At 64.2% G+C, this 15,103-nt stretch carries 22 protein-coding genes; 12 read left to right on the forward strand and 10 right to left on the reverse strand.

Annotated elements, in window-relative coordinates; genetic code table 11:
• The 3 genes from ABI213_RS19540 to ABI213_RS19550 all read left to right on the forward strand — a co-directional run.
• The coding region (locus ABI213_RS19540) for an OmpA family protein (RefSeq protein WP_348028337.1) at window positions 1-259 on the forward strand (259 nt) is incomplete at its 5' end.
• On the forward strand, window positions 260-751 hold the full coding sequence (locus ABI213_RS19545) for a hypothetical protein (protein ID WP_348028339.1): 492 nt from the start codon (window positions 260-262) through the stop codon (window positions 749-751).
• 54 nt (window positions 752-805) lie between these two features.
• On the forward strand, window positions 806-1,453 hold the full coding sequence (locus ABI213_RS19550) for a histidine phosphatase family protein (protein ID WP_348004967.1): 648 nt from the start codon (window positions 806-808) through the stop codon (window positions 1,451-1,453).
• 63 nt (window positions 1,454-1,516) lie between these two features.
• On the opposite strand, the gene ABI213_RS19555 is transcribed toward ABI213_RS19550, so the two are convergent.
• The 5 genes from ABI213_RS19555 to ABI213_RS19575 form a co-directional block, all read right to left on the reverse strand.
• Window positions 1,517-2,023: a DUF3299 domain-containing protein gene (locus tag ABI213_RS19555; RefSeq protein ID WP_348004966.1), complete on the reverse strand. Its 507-nt coding sequence runs from the start codon at window positions 2,021-2,023 to the stop codon at window positions 1,517-1,519.
• A 415-nt stretch (window positions 2,024-2,438) separates the two neighbouring features.
• The gene (locus ABI213_RS19560) at window positions 2,439-2,681 is read right to left on the reverse strand and encodes a hypothetical protein (protein WP_348004965.1); all 243 of its coding nucleotides are present in this window, start codon (window positions 2,679-2,681) and stop codon (window positions 2,439-2,441) included.
• 11 nt (window positions 2,682-2,692) lie between these two features.
• A complete protein-coding gene (locus tag ABI213_RS19565; protein ID WP_348004964.1) occupies window positions 2,693-3,895 on the reverse strand; it encodes an ABC transporter permease in 1,203 nt (400 codons plus the stop codon).
• Window positions 3,892-4,560, reverse strand: coding sequence for an ATP-binding cassette domain-containing protein (locus tag ABI213_RS19570; RefSeq protein ID WP_348004963.1), 669 nt, complete (start codon window positions 4,558-4,560; stop codon window positions 3,892-3,894). The genes ABI213_RS19565 and ABI213_RS19570 overlap by 4 nt, the downstream gene beginning before the upstream one ends.
• Window positions 4,557-5,063, reverse strand: a complete 507-nt coding sequence (locus ABI213_RS19575; RefSeq protein ID WP_348004962.1) for a Fur family transcriptional regulator — start codon at window positions 5,061-5,063, stop codon at window positions 4,557-4,559. Before ABI213_RS19575 ends, ABI213_RS19570 begins: the two co-directional genes overlap by 4 nt.
• Before the next feature lie 107 nt (window positions 5,064-5,170).
• On the opposite strand from ABI213_RS19575, the gene ABI213_RS19580 reads away from it, so the two are divergent.
• Genes ABI213_RS19580 through ABI213_RS19595 form a run of 4 tightly spaced genes read left to right on the forward strand, consistent with a single transcriptional unit; the run spans window position 5,171 to window position 7,789 of the window.
• Entirely contained in the window at window positions 5,171-5,296 is a 126-nt protein-coding gene (locus tag ABI213_RS19580; protein WP_348004961.1) for a hypothetical protein, read from the forward strand.
• The gene (locus ABI213_RS19585; RefSeq protein WP_348004960.1) at window positions 5,290-6,006 is read left to right on the forward strand and encodes a metal ABC transporter ATP-binding protein; all 717 of its coding nucleotides are present in this window, start codon (window positions 5,290-5,292) and stop codon (window positions 6,004-6,006) included. The genes ABI213_RS19580 and ABI213_RS19585 overlap by 7 nt, the downstream gene beginning before the upstream one ends.
• A 4-nt stretch (window positions 6,007-6,010) precedes the next feature.
• Window positions 6,011-6,892, forward strand: coding sequence for a metal ABC transporter permease (locus tag ABI213_RS19590; protein ID WP_348028341.1), 882 nt, complete (start codon window positions 6,011-6,013; stop codon window positions 6,890-6,892).
• A gap of 12 nt (window positions 6,893-6,904) precedes the next feature.
• The gene (locus ABI213_RS19595) at window positions 6,905-7,789 is read left to right on the forward strand and encodes a metal ABC transporter substrate-binding protein (protein ID WP_348028342.1); all 885 of its coding nucleotides are present in this window, start codon (window positions 6,905-6,907) and stop codon (window positions 7,787-7,789) included.
• Here the strand turns inward: ABI213_RS19595 and ABI213_RS19600 are convergent.
• The 3 genes from ABI213_RS19600 to msrA all read right to left on the reverse strand — a co-directional run bounded on the left by ABI213_RS19600 (window position 7,755) and on the right by msrA (window position 9,348).
• On the reverse strand, window positions 7,755-8,375 hold the full coding sequence (locus tag ABI213_RS19600; protein ID WP_348007346.1) for a DUF938 domain-containing protein: 621 nt from the start codon (window positions 8,373-8,375) through the stop codon (window positions 7,755-7,757). The genes ABI213_RS19595 and ABI213_RS19600 overlap by 35 nt on opposite strands.
• Before the next feature lie 6 nt (window positions 8,376-8,381).
• On the reverse strand, window positions 8,382-8,684 hold the full coding sequence (locus ABI213_RS19605) for a DUF2007 domain-containing protein (protein WP_348007345.1): 303 nt from the start codon (window positions 8,682-8,684) through the stop codon (window positions 8,382-8,384).
• Between the two features lie 91 nt (window positions 8,685-8,775).
• Entirely contained in the window at window positions 8,776-9,348 is a 573-nt protein-coding gene (gene msrA / locus ABI213_RS19610; RefSeq protein WP_348007344.1) for a peptide-methionine (S)-S-oxide reductase MsrA, read from the reverse strand.
• Window positions 9,349-9,488: 140 nt separating this feature from the next.
• Between msrA and ABI213_RS19615 the strand changes: the two genes are divergently transcribed.
• From ABI213_RS19615 to ABI213_RS19635, 5 genes are all read left to right on the forward strand, one after another.
• Window positions 9,489-10,268 (forward strand): YdcF family protein, encoded by a 780-nt coding sequence (locus ABI213_RS19615; protein ID WP_348007343.1) that lies wholly within the window; start codon window positions 9,489-9,491, stop codon window positions 10,266-10,268.
• A 72-nt stretch (window positions 10,269-10,340) separates the two neighbouring features.
• Window positions 10,341-11,015 carry a TetR/AcrR family transcriptional regulator gene (locus ABI213_RS19620; protein ID WP_348007342.1) on the forward strand — a complete coding sequence of 225 codons (675 nt, stop codon included), beginning with the start codon at window positions 10,341-10,343 and terminating at the stop codon, window positions 11,013-11,015.
• A 165-nt stretch (window positions 11,016-11,180) separates the two neighbouring features.
• On the forward strand, window positions 11,181-11,846 hold the full coding sequence (locus ABI213_RS19625; RefSeq protein ID WP_348028343.1) for a protein-L-isoaspartate O-methyltransferase: 666 nt from the start codon (window positions 11,181-11,183) through the stop codon (window positions 11,844-11,846).
• 14 nt (window positions 11,847-11,860) lie between these two features.
• On the forward strand, window positions 11,861-12,193 hold the full coding sequence (locus ABI213_RS19630; RefSeq protein ID WP_348007340.1) for a rhodanese-like domain-containing protein: 333 nt from the start codon (window positions 11,861-11,863) through the stop codon (window positions 12,191-12,193).
• Window positions 12,194-12,236: 43 nt separating this feature from the next.
• Complete coding sequence (locus tag ABI213_RS19635) at window positions 12,237-13,595, forward strand: TolC family outer membrane protein (protein WP_348007349.1); 1,359 nt, start codon at window positions 12,237-12,239, stop codon at window positions 13,593-13,595.
• 88 nt (window positions 13,596-13,683) lie between these two features.
• On the opposite strand, the gene ABI213_RS19640 is transcribed toward ABI213_RS19635, so the two are convergent.
• The gene (locus ABI213_RS19640; RefSeq protein ID WP_348007339.1) at window positions 13,684-14,649 is read right to left on the reverse strand and encodes a membrane dipeptidase; all 966 of its coding nucleotides are present in this window, start codon (window positions 14,647-14,649) and stop codon (window positions 13,684-13,686) included.
• On the reverse strand, window positions 14,646-15,103 hold a 458-nt coding region (locus tag ABI213_RS19645; protein ID WP_348028344.1), incomplete at its 5' end, for an ATP-binding cassette domain-containing protein. The genes ABI213_RS19645 and ABI213_RS19640, both read right to left, overlap by 4 nt.

The raw sequence follows: 15,103 nt of genomic DNA on the forward strand, positions 1-15,103 counted from the left end.
CACCCAAACCGCCAGCAGCCCCGCCTGCCTGGAAATCACCGGCCACACCAGCGCCACCGGCCCCGAGCCGCTGAACGAACGCCTGTCGCAACTGCGCGCCGAATACGTCAAAACCCGGCTCGAAGCCACCAACCCCGCCCTGGCCAAGCGCAGCATCGCCAACGGCATGGGCTCGCGCCAAACCATGGTGGGCAACGGCCGCGACGATGCCTCCGATGCGCTGGACCGCCGGGTTGAATTCAAGGTCATAGGTTGCTAGATGGCCGCCGACGCCCTCCAGCTGCTGCGCCAAGCCAAGGCCGCCTACGGCCCCGAGTACGACAAGCACCTGTTCGAGCAGTACAAGCTCTACGTCGATATGGCCGACCGCATCAGCGCCCGGCGCATGCTGGCGAATTCGTTCTTTGTGGGCGTGCACACGGCGCTGATCACCGCCTTCACCGTATTGCTGAAAGAAAAAGTGCTGCTGCCCACGCTGGGCGGGCTGGCCCCGTTTGCCGCCGTGCTGCTGCTGTGCTTCATCTGGTGGCGGGTGATCCGCTCGTACCGCCAGCTCAACTCCGCCAAGTTCAAGGTGGTCTACGCGCTGGAACAGTTGCTGCCCGCTGCGCCGTACGACGCGGAATGGAACGCGCTGGGCCGGGGAGAGGATGCCCGCCTCTATCTGCCGCTGACCCATGTAGAGAACGCCGTGCCGCTATGCTTTGGACTGCTGTACGCGCTGCTGGCGCTCACGCTTTACGTCAAATAGGCCTCTAGCGCATGTGGCACCTGCGCTGCCAGCTATCAACTCAGTAGCAACCCCATGAAAACCATCACCTTCGTCCGACACGGCCAAAGCACCGCCAACGCCGGTGGCCTCACCATGGCGCACGATGCCATTCCGCTCACCGCTCTGGGCCACCGCCAGGCCCAGGCGTTGGCCACCGCATTGCAAGTCACCCCGGCGCGTATCCTGGTGTCTGGCTATTCGCGCACCCACGACACCGCCCGCCCGTTGTGCCACAAATTCAGCATGGTTCCGCAGGTAGAGCCGCTACTCAACGAGTTTTCCACCATCGACCCCGCGCTGATGCAGGGCATGGACGGCCAGCAGCGCGCTCCCATGGCCGATGCCTACTGGCAGGCCGCCGACCCGCTGCAGCGCATGGGCAAAGTAGCCGAAACCTATGTGGAATTTGACCAGCGGGTCTGCGCTTTCATGCACAAGCTGGACGGCCTGCCCGACCAGACCGTGGTGTTCGGCCATGGCATGTGGCTTGGCATGCTGGTGTGGAAGCTGCTGGGGTTCAGGTCGGCCGACAGCCTGGCGATGCGGGCGTTCCGCGGTTTTCAGCTCGGCCTGCCGATGCCCAACTGCGTGGTCTACCAGCTGCAAGAAGCCGCGCCGGGGGTGTGGCGGGCGCAGGTGGATGAGGGCTTGCTGCGGGTTCTACGCGAGGTCTCGGAATAGTAGCCAAAATAGCGCCCAGCGCACATTCCATCTGCGCGGGCAGCTACTAAAAAAGTAGCATTCTTATTTAACGCTGGTGGCGTCCACCATCCGGTAATACAGCCCGTACGGGTCGTCGTTCAGCACCGCGAACTTGCCTTCGACGATGACCGGCTCCAGGCTGTACTTGACCGGGGTTTTGGTCTTCACCTCGACCATGCTCTCTGGCCCACCGGGCAGGCAGAAGGCGCAGGTCAGCGGCACCGAGGTGAGCAGGAAGTGCTTTTGCTTTTCGCCCGCATCCAGCGGCACCATGAAGCCCTGGATGCGCTGGGTTTTGAGGTGCAAGGCCAGTTGCGGCAGGCCAAAATTGGGCAGGATGCGGTTTTTTTCGGCCCGGGTCTTGACGGCGGTGAGCACCGACCACGGCACCACGTCGGCCCGCTCGGACAGCGGCGCAAACGGGCTGTTTGGGCTGTGGTAGCCGGGGCCCGTGCCTGCGGGCAGGTCGATGGGCAAGGCCTGGTTGGTCTGGGCACAGGCCGCGCTTGCGGCAAAGGCGAGGCCCAAGAGTAGGAGTTTGAATGGCATGGGCACAGCTTTCAAAAGTCGATGGAAATTCATTGCCAATGGTTGAGTTTGCTCAATCCCTGCAGATAGTCGCACTAGCGGACACTGCCCACCGTGATGCATCCAAGGACGGTAGCCCAGTGGGGTCAGATCATCCATGCGCGCCGAAAAGCGGATTGCGCCACGTGCGCCCCTTCGCATGCGTGCTCTGACCCCGCTGGGCGGTTGGTATCCCAAAGATGTGATGAGCGCTTTAGCCATTGACGGTCATTATTGGGTACGACACGTCGAACCGGCCATAGGGGTCATAGCACAAATGCGGGCGATTGCTGTGCATACTCTTTCAGAATCTTGCGCGCATTTGTGATCTGACCCCGATGGGCTAGGCCGCTTCTGCCTGCAACTGACTCGGCTTCATGGCGCATTGCTTACAACTTCAGTGCTCGTGCTTCATGCCGCAGTATTTGCCGATGGCAATCCCTTTGCAAGCGGCTTGCAGGGCTTTCTCGCACACCTCGTCACCTTTACCCGATTCCAGGCACTTGGCGGCATCTTCATGGGCGGCGGCGATGGCACGGTGGCGGGCGATGTCTTCTTTGGTGTCTTTGTCGGGTTCGGCGGCCAGCGCGCTGGCGGTGAACAAGGTGGCAAGCAAGAAAGCGGCAAGGGTTTTGGTCATAAAAATTCCGATTAACGGTGGTTCAGCAAGGTGGTCACGTCCAGCCGGTAGGCTTCCCAGGCAGGCAGCGCGGCGGCCAGGGTGGCGACCACGCCGCCCAGCAACAGCACCCACCACTCGCTGGGTAGCCAGATCCAGCCGGTCAGCGGCAGCGAGCGTTCGGCCTGCAGCCAGCTGCCGACCAGTTGCGCCAGCAGATGCCCGCACAGCAGGCCCAGCGCGGTGGCCATGGCGGCCAGCAGCAGGGCCTCCACCAGCACCAGCCCGGCCACCTTGTACGGCGACGCGCCCAGCATGCGCAGCATGGCCAGGTCGGCGCGGCGCTCGCGCACGGCGTTCCACAGGGCGATGAAGACGCTCAAGGCCGCCGTCAGCAGCAGCACCGCGCCAAAACCCCGCAGCACGTCGGTGCCCACGCCCACCATGCGCAGCAGGCGGGTGATTTCTACAGCGGGCGCGGCAGCCTGCATCTCGGTGGTGGTGTTGATGAAGCGTGGAAAGGTCACCGCCGCCAGCGGGCTTTTGTAGGTGATCAGCGCCAGGGTGATTTCGCGCTCTTGCTCCAGGATTTTTTGGTCTTCGTCGTCCAGCGCGGTGGCTTTTTCGTGCACTTTCCAGACCGATTCGGTGGCCGTCAGCACCAGCCGGTCCAGCACGCAGCCGCAGGGGGCCAGCACGCCGGTCACGGTGTAGGGGAAGTCTCCGTGGATGTGGCCGCCGCCGCCCAGGCCGTGCGAGCCGTAAAAGGTATTGCCGACAGCCAGGCCGGTGTATTTGGCGACCTGCGCACCCACCAGGGTCTGCATGGCTTTAGTCCACAGCGCGCCCTGGGCCAGCTCGGCCCCGTAGTGGGCCGCGTAGGCCGGGCTGGTGCCGACGATGCGAAAGCCGCGGAAGGTGTCGCCCAGGCTGATGGGGATGAGCTGGGCCACGCGCGGGTCTTTTTGCATCTCTTGCACCGCGGCCAAGGGGATGTTGCCGGGCGGCACGTCGATGTGGAACACGCCCGCCAGAATCAGCTGCAGGGGGCTGCCCTTGGCCCCCACCACCACGTCGATACCGGCCAGATCGCGGTCAAACGCACGGTCCAACTGCTCGCTGGTGATCCACACAAAGGTGATGCTGGCCAGGCCCAGCGCCAGCAGTAGCAAATTGAGCGCTGCAGCCAGCGGGCGCGACCACAGGTAGCGAAAGGCGATTGCTACTATCTTCATAGCTGTCCGTGCAGGTGCAATGTGCGCTGGATGCCGATTTGGCATGTAAACGCCTGGGGAAGTGCAGCCGCCACCCGCGCATCGTGGGTGGCGATGACCAGCGTAGCCTGGCAGCGCTGGGCACTGGCCTGCAGCAGCGCCAGGGCGGCCTGGGCCGCGTCATCGTCCAGGCTGGCGGTGGGCTCGTCGGCCAGGATGACTTTGGGCTGCAGCAGCACGGCGCGGGCCAGGGCCACACGCTGGGCCTGGCCGCCGGAGAGCTGGCGGGGTTTGCGCCCGGCCAGCTCCGCCAGGTCCAGGGCCTCCAGCGTGCGGCGCACGGCCTGCGGGTCGTCGGGCACGCCTGCGGCCCACTGGGCCATGGCCAGGTTGCCCGCCACGGTGAGCGCTTCGCTGAGGTGGAGCTTTTGGGGTAAGAAGCCGATAGCGCTCGCCCGCCATACATCGGTAGCTATTTTTTGGATAGCAGTCAGGTCTTGACCGGCCACCGTGATTTGTCCGCTGGCGGGGCGCAACAAACCTGCCGCCAGCGCCAACCAGGTGGATTTACCCGCACCCGACGCGCCGCGCAGCAACAGCACGCCGCCTTGGGGGATGTCGATATCGGGGAAGTCCAGCGGCGCAGCGCCGGGGTAGCTGTAACGCAACTGCGTGGTACGAATCAACGCCGAATCCCTTTGGCGGGCGCGCAGTCGCCGCAGATGCCGCGCAGCGCCAGGTCCACGCTGACGTTTTGCTGGCCCAAGGTTTTCAGGGCCTGGATGGCGGCAATGGCGGCTTGGGCCAGCTCGGCGTTGGTTTTGTCCATCTGGCCTTCCAGCGGCAGGTCGCGGTGGCAGGTGTTGCACTCGAAATGCGGTGCCGCAGGCGCGTCGTCCACGATGGCCTGGTAGTGCCGCACCCGTTCGGCATCCACCTTGCAGCGCAGCAGGCCGACCTCGGACAGGCGGTCCAGCAGGCGGTAGAGCGTGACGCGGTCCAGGGTGATGTTGGACTCACGGGCCAGGGCTTCTTGCAACTGGGCGTGGGTCCAGCGGGTGTCGGCGTGGGCGCGCAGCCAGTCCACCACCATGCGGGCGGCATTGGTACGGCGCAGGCCGTGGGAGACCAGCAGGTCGTCCGAAGACGTTGCCGATGGAGCGGAAGTGGAAGGTAAAGATGCAGCCATGGGGTTCTGAAACGCCTTTAACGCAACTTTGTTGCGATATACTTTGATGCAATTGGGTTGCATTATCGCGCCAAATTCGCAACCCCTACCGACTTTACCCAGCTTCTATGACAACACCTTCTCGCCCCAGCTTCCTGGGTTTATCTGCATCGGCCCGGCTGCTGCGCGTCATACCCGCCCTGCTGGTTTTGTGGCTGGCCGTGGCCTGGGCGCAAGGCGGCACACCGTGGTAAGGCTGGACGGCCTGACCGTCACCTACCGCGACCGCCCTACCCTGCACGGGGTCAGCGGCAGCTTTGCGCCCGGCTCGCTCACCGCCGTGGTAGGGCCCAATGGCGCGGGCAAAAGCACGCTGCTGAAAAGCATTCTGTCGCTGCTGCCGCTGTCGCAGGGCAGCCTCCAGGTGGAAACCCCGCGCTCGCGCATCGCCTATTTGCCGCAGCAGTCGGCCATCGACCGCAGCTTTCCCATCAGCGTGCACGACTGCGTGCTGCTGGGGGCCTGGCAAACCGCTGGCGCACTGGGCGGCCTGGACAGCGCGGTGCTGGACGCCGCCGATGCCGCCTTGCACACCGTGGGCCTGTGTGGGTTTGCGCAGCGGCCCATCAGCGCCTTGTCGGCCGGGCAGTTCCAGCGGGTGTTGTTTGCACGCCTGCTACTGCAGGACGCGGACCTGATCCTGCTGGACGAGCCCTTCAATGCCATCGACAGCAAAACCACTGCCGAGCTGCTGGCCCTGGTGGCCGACTGGCACGCCCGCCAGCGCACGGTGATTGCCGTGCTGCACGACCACAGCCAGGTGCACCAGCACTTCCCGCAGACCCTGCTGCTGGCGCGCGGCGTGGTGGCCTGGGGCGAGACAGCGCAGGTGCTGACTCCGCAGCATTTGGGCCAGGCCCGCCTGCTCGGCGAAAGCTGGGACGACCACATCCACGCGAATTGAACCGATGCAGCATCTTTTTTACAACCTCTACGACCTGGCCGTCGCCCCGTTTGCCGACTTTTTATTCATGCGCCGGGCCCTGGTTTCGTCACTCGCGCTAGCCCTGGGCGCGGCCCCGCTGGGCGTGCTGCTCACGCTGCGCCGCATGAGCCTGTTTGGCGAAGCGCTGAGCCACGCCATCCTGCCCGGCGTGGCGCTGGGTTTCATGTTCTACGGCCTGTCGGCCATCGCCATGACGGTGGGCGGGCTGCTGGCGGGCATGCTGGTGGCGGCGGTGTCGGGCCTGGTGAGCCGCGCCACCGTGCTGCGCGAGGACGCCAGTTTGGCGGCGCTGTATTTGGTGTCGCTGGCGCTGGGCGTGATGCTGGTATCGCGCCGGGGCTCCCAGCTGGATTTACTGCACATTTTGTTTGGCAGCGCGCTGGGCGTGGATGCCAGCGGGCTGACGCTGGTGGCCGGGGTGGCTACCGTGACCGTGGCCGCGTTGGCGCTGTTGTACCGGGCATTTTTGCTGGAAAGCTTTGACCCGGCCTACCTGCAAAGCGCCAGTGGCCGCAAGGCCGCTGTGGTGCAGCAAGGCTTTTTGCTGCTGGTGGTGTTGAACTTGGTGGCGGGCTTCCAGACCCTGGGCACGCTGATGGCCGTGGGCATCATGATGCTGCCCGCCGTGTCGGCCCGACTGTGGCACGACAGCCTGCCCGCGCAAATGCTCAACGCCGTGGCCCAAGCCGCCGTGGCCAGCTATGTGGGCCTGCTGCTGTCGTACCACCTGGACACCGCTAGCGGCCCCACCGTGATCGTCTGCGCCGGGAGCCTGTACGCGCTCTCGCTTTTATGCGCACCCCGCGGCTGGTTGCCCAACCTGCGCAAACCCCAGTTTTCTTAAAGGAGTATTTCCATGCATTTCAAAAAAATCCTTGCCGCGCTGGCCATCGCCGCGTCCTTCGGCGCATCGGCCCAAACGCCGATCCCGGTGACCACCAGTTTCAGCATCTTGGGCGACCTGGTGCAGGTGGTGGGCGGCGACCGGGTGGCGGTGACGGCGCTGGTCGGCCCCAACGAGGATGCCCATGTGTTCGAACCCAAACCGGCCGATGCCAAGGCCATTCTGCAGTCCAAACTGGTGGTGACCAATGGCCTGGGCTTCGAGCCCTGGATGGGCAAACTGGTGAAATCGGCCGGCTACAAAGGGGCCAGCGTGATAGCCTCTACCGGCGTGCAGCCGCGCAAGATGGAGGACGAGGGCCGCGTCATCACCGACCCGCATGCCTGGCAAAACCCGGCCAACGTGATTTTTTACGTCAACAACATCCGCAAGGCGCTGGAGCAGCTCGACCCCGCCGGGGCCGCCACCTACCAGGCCAACACCGCCGCGTATGTGGCCGAGTTGCAAACCCTGGATGCCTGGGCCGTGACCCAGTTTGCCGCCGTGCCCGCCGACAAGCGCAAGGTGATCACCTCGCACGATGCCTTCGGCTACTTTGCGGCCCACTACCAGCTGAAGTTTCTGGCGCCACAGGGCGTGTCCACCGACGGCGAGGCCAGCGCCAAGCAGGTCGCCAGCCTGATCCGCCAGATCCAGCGCGAGAAGATCAAGGCGGTGTTTTTGGAGAACATGGCCAACCCCAAGCTGCTGGAGCAATTGTCCAAAGAAGCCAACGTGGTCCCTGGTGACACGCTGTATGCCGACGCGCTATCGGCCCCCGACCAGCCCGGTGCCAGCTATTTGAAGATGGCCAAGCACAACATCACGGCGCTGGTGGCGGGTTTGCAGAAAAACTAAAAATTAGCAGCAGGTTGTTGGCGGGCATGGCCACCCGCTCGCGCAACGCCAAGCCCGCCAGCGCTGCCTGCTGCACTACGTCGTCCAACTGGCGGATGCCCCAGGCGGCGTTGCGCTGGCGCAGGTCGGCATCGAAATCGAGGTTGCCCGGCGATGTCGGTACGCCGCGCTCCAGGTATGGGCCGTAGGTGATGAGTACGCCCTGCGGTGCCAAGTGCGCCGCCGCCCCGCGCATCAGCGCCGCGCAGGTGGTCCATGGGGAAATATGCAGCATGTTGGCGCAGTAAATGGCATCAAAGGTTTGAGCCAGCGGCCAGGGGGCCAGCACATCCAGCTGCAGGGGCGACAGCACATTGGCCACACCGACTTGGGCGCACCAGTAGGCAATCGACCCAAAGGCATCGTCTTGCGCGTCGCTGGGCTGCCAGCTCCAACCCGGCAGGCCGGCGGCAAAGCCCGCCACATGCTGGCCGGTGCCGCTGGCGATCTCTAACGCAACGCCATGGGCGGGCAAAACGCGCTGCAGGACGCTGAGGATGGGCGGCAGGTTGCGCTCGGCGGCGGGGCTGTGTTGGGGATTGTTCATATTCGTTTAAGCGGGCATCCACGCGGCACAGTGCCAGCACTGCTCAAAACCGCCCTCCACCAGCTCGCCGCAGGTACACAGCCAACGGTGTTGGGGAACGTTTTGCAGATCGTGCAGCAGGTTGCGGGCGCGGGTTTCTTGGGTGGGATGGTGGATCCAGACTTCGGGCAGGCACTGGTCGGGCGGTAAATCGCCTGCAATGCCGGCCAGGTACTGGCGCTGTACGCTGGCGGCGATGCCTTCAAACTGCAGCGCATCGACCCACAGCGTGGCGATGGCGAGGTTGGGGGCTTGGGTCAGGCGCAGCATGCGCTAAAGCATACGCGGCAGAAGCCCGAAAAACTACATTTTTTATAGCTGCCTGCGCAGGTGACATCTGCGCCAACTGCCTAAAAGATGCTCAATGCTTAACCAGATTGGCAAAGCTCTTGCGAAACTTCTCCACCTTGGGCGCGGCCACCATCAGGCAGTAGCCGTGGCCGGGATGGTTCGCAAAATAATCCTGGTGGTAGGCCTCGGCGGGCCAGTAGTTGGCCAGCGTCAGCACCTCGGTGACGACCGGCTTGCGGTAGGTACCGCTCACTGCAATCTCGGCCAGCACGGTGTCGATCACCGCCAACTGCTCGGGCGCGCTGGTGTAGATGCCGCTACGGTATTGCGTGCCCACATCGTGGCCCTGCTGGTTCAGCGTGGTCGGGTCGTGGATGACAAAAAACACTTCCAAAATCTCGCGCAGGCTGATCTGCGCGGGGTCAAACTCCAGCCGCACCACCTCGTTGTGGCCGGTCTCGCCGCTGCACACCTCGTCGTAACTGGGGTTGAGGGCCTGGCCGTTGCAGTAGCCGCTTTCCACGTCGGTAATGCCCTGCACATTCACAAACACCGCCTCAGTGCACCAAAAACATCCGCCTCCTAGGGTAATCACTTGGCGTGGGCTGGGTGTAGAAGGAGTAGAGGAAGGCGTGTTTTGCATAGGCTGCTTTGTACTCCTTTTTTAGGAGTGCGGACTTGTACACTCATATTGACTGCAACTTTACTTGTGGAAAAAATTTAAGGAAAAAATGACCCCAGCGCCCATCCCTCCAGCACAAGCAGCTATCAAAAAGTGAGTTTATGGAATTAGGCGAATTCAAGCCCCTGTTGACCGCACTGGTCTTGCCGCCTGCGGCTCCTCTGCTGCTGGCGTTGCTGGGGCTGCTGCTGATCTGGCGTAAAAAAGCACTCGGCGGCGTGCTTTGTGTGGTGTCGCTGGGTGGGCTGTGGCTGCTGGGCTGCAACGCGGTGGCCGTGTGGCTGGCGCTGCACATCCTGCCGCAGGTGCCCGCCCTGCCCCCGGCCACGGCCGGTGCGGCGCTGCAGGCACGCCAGGTGCAAGCGGTGGTGGTGCTGGGCGGCGGCGTGCAGGCGTTTGCGCCCGAGTACGGGGCGGCCCAGCCCACGGCAGATACGGCGATTCGCCTGCGCTATGGCGTGTGGCTGGCCCGCCAGTCCAAACTACCGCTGGCCTTTGCGGGTGGCGTGGGCTGGGCCAACAGTGGCACGGCCGCACCGTCCGAAGGTGCAACTGCCCGCGCGGCCCTGACCCAAGACTACGGCATGGCTTTGCGCTGGGTAGACGACCAGTCGCGCGACACGGCGGAGAACGCTGCCAACCTACACACCCTGCTGGCGCGCGACGGCGTGCATCGCATCGCCCTGGTCACCCAGGCCTGGCACATGCCACGTGCACAACAGGCGTTCGAGCAGGCCGGGTTTACCGTGACGCCCGCGCCCACCGGCTTTACCCTGGTGCAGCAGCGCAGCTTGCTGGAATGGCTGCCCACCGCCCACGGACTGCAGTCGTCACGAGAGGTGTTGCGCGAGTGGCTGGGGCTGCTGGTGGCCAAACCGTGAGGGGTGAATGCCCCCACATTGACGCGCCCCCGGTGCACGGGCTATATTAATAACCCGTTAGTCAGTAACCCCATGCCCCTCCAGCCCAACTCTTCCACCACAGAACCCCAGGCCAAACGCGTGCGCCGCAAGGAGGCGCGGCCGGGGGAATTGCTGGCGGCGGCATTGGACCTGTTTGTGGAAAAAGGCTTTGCCGCCACCCGGGTGGAAGAAGTGGCCCAGCGCGCCGGGGTCTCCAAAGGCACGCTGTTCCTGTACTTTCCCAGCAAGGAAGAGCTGTTCAAAGCCGTGGTGCGACAAAGCCTGTCGGCCCGCTTTTTTGAGTGGAGTGCCGAGGTAGACGAGCACACCGGCAGCAGCGCCGACCTGCTGCGCCACGGCATGCTGAGCTGGTGGGAGCGGGTGGGCAACACCCAGGCATCGGGCATGACCAAGCTGATGCTGACCGAGGCCCACAACTTCCCCGAAATGGCCGCGTTCTACGAGACCGAAGTGGCTTTGCCCTACCAGGGGCTGATTAGGCGGATCTTGCAGCGCGGTATCGACAGCGGCGAATTCGCCCCGGTGGACCCGGACCTGGCCGCCTACAGCGTCACCGCACCGCTGATTTTTCTGGCCATGTGGAAGCACTCCTTGGGCAACCACCCCTGCGCACCTGCCGCGCTGGACCCACAACAGTACCTGGCCTCGCAGCTCCACATTCTTCTCAACGGGCTGCGTGTGCGGCCCCCGCAGACCAATCTATGAAGCACTGGATGTTGCCCAGGCGAGAGGCGATACCCCCCGGTGCACTGCGACAGAGCCGATTTGGCCGCTTGGCCGCAACGTAAATGGGCTGGAAAACGCCCGGTCATGCCACTTTCCCCCCCTAAAATCCAACGTTAACCTCGCACTTGAACCCAAAGACCCACCATGACCACCACCACCCAGCTTGAACAGTTCCGCTTCAACATGATCGAACAGCAAATCCGCCCCTGGGATGTGCTGGAGCCTTCGGTGCTGGAGCTGTTGAACGCCGTCAAACGCGAGAATTTTTTGCCCGCAGAGAGCCAGGCGTTTGCCTTCGTGGACATGGAAGCCCCGCTGCCCGGCGGCCAGTGCATGCTGTCGCCCAAAGTGGAAGCCCGCGCCCTGCAAGACCTGAAGATCCAGAAGCACGAAAAAGTGCTGGAAATCGGTACCGGCTCTGGATACATGGCCGCGTTGCTGGCGGCCAGCGCCCACAGCGTGTTGTCGCTGGAAATCTTGCCTGAGTTGGCCACCCTGGCGCGCAACAACCTGCGCAACGCCGGTGTGCGCAACGTCGAAGTGCGCCAGGCCGACGGTGCCCTGGGTGCGGCGGCCGACGGCCCGTTTGATGCCATCGTGCTCAGCGGCTCGGTCGCGGCAGTGCCCGAGCAAATCAAGGCCCAGCTCAAAGTGGGTGGCCGCTTGTTTGCCGTCGTCGGCCAGGAGCCCATGATGTGCGCCAACTTCATCACCCGCACCGGCGACACCACCTACGCCACCACCCAGCCCTGGGACACCGTGGCCCCGCGCCTGGTGCACTTTGCCGAGCCTTCCAAGTTCACGTTCTAAGCGGTTTCGCATCCATGATTTCCCAAATCAACCCCACCGATCTGTCCCAATGGCTGCAAAGCCAGACCGCCCCCATCGTGCTGGACGTACGCGAACCCGGTGAATGGCAAGCCGCCAGCGTGCAGGCCGAGGGCTTCACGCTGGTGAAGCTGTCGATGAACGACATCCCCGCCCGCCTGGCCGAGCTGGACCCGCTAGCGCCAATAGCCTGCCTGTGCCACCACGGTGCCCGCAGCCAGCGCGTAGCGCAGTTTTTGGTGCAAAACGGTTTTGAGAATGTGGTCAATATCGCCGGTGGCATCGATGCCTGGTCGCTGCAACGCGATGCTGGCGTTCCCCGGTACTAAACCGTAATAAGAACCGCGACTGACCGCCCGTGAAATGACTAGGATGACCATGCACCGCTTCCCGCTCGCCTCCCCCGCTCTGGCTTTGGCTATGTCCTTGGGCATGTCTTTGGGTCTATCGCTTGCTTTCACCGGCGCTGCCCAAGCGCAAAGCCTGGTCGAGCTGTTTGATGCGGCACGGGCCACCGACTCCACCTACCAGTCGGCCAAAGCCCAGTACGACGCGAATCTGGCCAAGGCGGACCAGGCCAAGGCCTACATCCTGCCCACCGTGGGCGCATCCGCTGGACTCACCCGCACCATGGTGGACGGCAGCAACCCCAGCGTGGACAGCAACTACACCACCCAGACGGCCACCATCAGCGGTTCACAGCCGCTATACCGCCCGGCCAACCGTATCAACTACCAACAAGGCTTGAAGCTGGTCGATGTAGCCGAGGCGCAGCTGGCTGCCGCCGAGCAGGATCTGGTGGTGCGCGTGGCCCAGGCCTATTTCGACGTGCTGGGCGCGGGCGACACCCTGGCCTTTGTGCGGGCCCAAAAGACGGCGGTAGCCGAGCAACTGGCCTCGGCCAAACGCAACTTTGAAGTCGGCACCGCCACCATCACCGACACCCGCGAAGCCCAGGCCCAGTTCGACCTGGTGCGGGCCCAGGAAATTGCCGCCGACAACGATTTGCTGGTGAAGAAACTGGCGCTGGACACCCTGGTCAGCAGAGTCAACGCCCAGCCCACGCCCCTGGCGTTACCGGTAGTTTTGCCGACCGTCCAGGCGGCCGACATCAGCACCTGGGTGCAGCAAGCCGAAAGCCTGCAGCCCAATGTGGTGCAGGCCAAAGTCGCTCTGGACGTGGCCCGGCTAGAAACCCAAAAAGCCAAGGCCGGCAACCTGCCCACGCTGGACCTCACCGCGGGCTACAACGTCAACCGCTACCCCAACGGCACCACCAGCCTGCCCAACAATTCGCGCAACAACGGTGGCAGCATCGGCCTAAGCCTGAACATCCCGCTGTTTGCAGGCTTCTCCATCCAGAACCGCATCCGCGAAACCCTGTCGCTGGAAGACAAGGCCCAGGCCGATCTGGATGCCGCCCGCCGCGCTGTGACCCAGGCCACCCGTGCCGCGTTCTACGGCGTGCTGTCGGGTGCTGGCCAGGTCAACGCCCTGGAAGCCGCCGAAGCCTCTAGCCAGATCGCACTGGATGCCAACAAGCTGGGTTACCAGGTGGGTGTGCGCATCAATATCGACGTGCTGAATTCACAAAGCCAGTTGTTCCAGACCAAGCGCGACCTGGCCCAGGCCCGCTACAACGTGCTGCTGGGCGGGCTCAAACTGCGCCAGGCCAGCGGCAGTTTGAAGCCCGAAGACCTGCTGGCGGTGAACGCATTGCTGGTGCGCTGATTGCTATTTAAACAGTAGCTGCCAGCGCAGGTGACACCTGCGCCAGAGGCTGTTTTTATTTAAATTTCAATCCCACTTCAACGCCATTTCAACCCCACACATGCTGCGCCACCCGCAGCATGTTGCCGCCCATGACCAGCGCAGCGTCGTCGGCGCTCATGCCCACATCCTGCAAGGCCTGCGCCAGCACCTGCCAAGTCTCCACCGGGGTGTAGCTGGCCCGTGCAATCGCTCCGTTGTAGCCCACCGATGCAGGCCACCAGTAGCCGGGGTTGTAGTCCCCTGGTGGGTCGTCGTTCAGCTCCGGCTGGCGAAAGCTGATGTCCAGCCCGATACCCACATTCTGCACGCCCACCAGCTCGGCCACATACGCCACGTGGCGGGCCACATCGGCGGCGGTGGGAGCCGGGTTGCCCAAAAAGAAGGACACCCCCGACACGCACACTACGCCTCCGGTGGCGGCGCAGGCGCGGATTTGCGCGTCGGTGATGTTGCGGCCATGCTCCACCAGCGCCAACGGATTGGCGTGGCTGAATATCACCGGTTGGCGGGATGCGGCCATGATGTCCAGGCTGCATTTACGTCCGGTGTGCGAGCAGTCCATCAACATGCCCGCCGCATTCACGGCCTGCACCATGCGCTCGCCCAGCGGGGTCAGGCCGCGCTCCAGGTCATGGCAGCCATCAGCCACGCTGTTGTTGCGGTTGTAGGCAAAGTGGATCTGACGCACGCCCAGCGCCGCGTACAGCGCCACCATCTCGGGCTGCTCCAGCAGGGGCATGGCACCCTCCAAATCGAAACCAATGGCAATCTGGCCACCGGCTTGGGCCCGCGCAATGTCGGCCACGCTGTGCGCCAGCCGGTAGCGGTCTGGCTGGGCGGTGATGCTGGCGCGGAACCCGGCGATCACGGCCATCACCTGCTGCACCGGGTTCATGTCCATGCCGACGTTGATGGACACGTAGTCCACCCCGGCGGCGTGCAGCCGGTCTATCGGTGCAAAACTGGCCTGCGGGTGCAGCGGCAGGCAGGCGTGGGATTCCCAATGGATCATGGCAAGGCCTCTCTTCTCCGGAAGCCGATGGCGGCTTCCATCAGTTGGCGGGTGTAGGGCTGGGTGACGCGGCGGGCGGCCAGGTCGGCGGACGCCAGCATTTCCACGGTTTGGCCGCGCTGCATCACCATCAGGCGCTGGCACAGATGCGTGACCACGGCCAGGTCGTGGCTGACCATGATGAAGGTCAGGCCGCGCCGGGCGCGCAGGGTTTCCAGCAGATTCAGCACCTCGGCCTGTACCGAGGCATCCAAGGCCGAAGTGGGCTCGTCCAGCAGCAGAATTTGCGGCTCCAAAATGAGCGCCCGGGCGATGGCAATGCGCTGGCGCTGCCCGCCCGACAACTGGTGCGGGTAGCGAAAGCGGAATCCCTGCCCCAGGCCCACTTCGTCCAGCGCGCGTTCGATGCGCTCCTGCTCATTGCCCAGGCCATGGATGGCCAGCGGCTCGGCCA

This window comes from Rhodoferax sp. (assembly GCF_039922535.1).
In the GTDB taxonomy this organism is placed as follows: domain Bacteria; phylum Pseudomonadota; class Gammaproteobacteria; order Burkholderiales; family Burkholderiaceae_C; genus Rhodoferax_B.

Excerpts from the sequence above, each read along its gene's own strand:
- ABI213_RS19550 (WP_348004967.1), top strand. The coding sequence starts at position 806 with ATGAAAACCATCACCTTCGTCCGACACGGCCAAAGCACCGCCAACGCC.
- ABI213_RS19595 (WP_348028342.1), top strand. The coding sequence starts at position 6,905 with ATGCATTTCAAAAAAATCCTTGCCGCGCTGGCCATCGCCGCGTCCTTC.
- ABI213_RS19555 (WP_348004966.1), bottom strand. The coding sequence starts at position 2,023 with ATGCCATTCAAACTCCTACTCTTGGGCCTCGCCTTTGCCGCAAGCGCG.
- ABI213_RS19625 (WP_348028343.1), top strand. The coding sequence starts at position 11,181 with ATGACCACCACCACCCAGCTTGAACAGTTCCGCTTCAACATGATCGAA.
- ABI213_RS19575 (WP_348004962.1), bottom strand. The coding sequence starts at position 5,063 with ATGGCTGCATCTTTACCTTCCACTTCCGCTCCATCGGCAACGTCTTCG.
- ABI213_RS19545 (WP_348028339.1), top strand. The coding sequence starts at position 260 with ATGGCCGCCGACGCCCTCCAGCTGCTGCGCCAAGCCAAGGCCGCCTAC.
- ABI213_RS19580 (WP_348004961.1), top strand. The coding sequence starts at position 5,171 with ATGACAACACCTTCTCGCCCCAGCTTCCTGGGTTTATCTGCATCGGCC.
- ABI213_RS19640 (WP_348007339.1), bottom strand. The coding sequence starts at position 14,649 with ATGATCCATTGGGAATCCCACGCCTGCCTGCCGCTGCACCCGCAGGCC.
- ABI213_RS19560 (WP_348004965.1), bottom strand. The coding sequence starts at position 2,681 with ATGACCAAAACCCTTGCCGCTTTCTTGCTTGCCACCTTGTTCACCGCC.
- msrA (WP_348007344.1), bottom strand. The coding sequence starts at position 9,348 with ATGCAAAACACGCCTTCCTCTACTCCTTCTACACCCAGCCCACGCCAA.
- ABI213_RS19635 (WP_348007349.1), top strand. The coding sequence starts at position 12,237 with ATGACCATGCACCGCTTCCCGCTCGCCTCCCCCGCTCTGGCTTTGGCT.
- ABI213_RS19605 (WP_348007345.1), bottom strand. The coding sequence starts at position 8,684 with ATGCTGCGCCTGACCCAAGCCCCCAACCTCGCCATCGCCACGCTGTGG.
- ABI213_RS19630 (WP_348007340.1), top strand. The coding sequence starts at position 11,861 with ATGATTTCCCAAATCAACCCCACCGATCTGTCCCAATGGCTGCAAAGC.
- ABI213_RS19600 (WP_348007346.1), bottom strand. The coding sequence starts at position 8,375 with ATGAACAATCCCCAACACAGCCCCGCCGCCGAGCGCAACCTGCCGCCC.
- ABI213_RS19590 (WP_348028341.1), top strand. The coding sequence starts at position 6,011 with ATGCAGCATCTTTTTTACAACCTCTACGACCTGGCCGTCGCCCCGTTT.
- ABI213_RS19620 (WP_348007342.1), top strand. The coding sequence starts at position 10,341 with ATGCCCCTCCAGCCCAACTCTTCCACCACAGAACCCCAGGCCAAACGC.
- ABI213_RS19565 (WP_348004964.1), bottom strand. The coding sequence starts at position 3,895 with ATGAAGATAGTAGCAATCGCCTTTCGCTACCTGTGGTCGCGCCCGCTG.
- ABI213_RS19615 (WP_348007343.1), top strand. The coding sequence starts at position 9,489 with ATGGAATTAGGCGAATTCAAGCCCCTGTTGACCGCACTGGTCTTGCCG.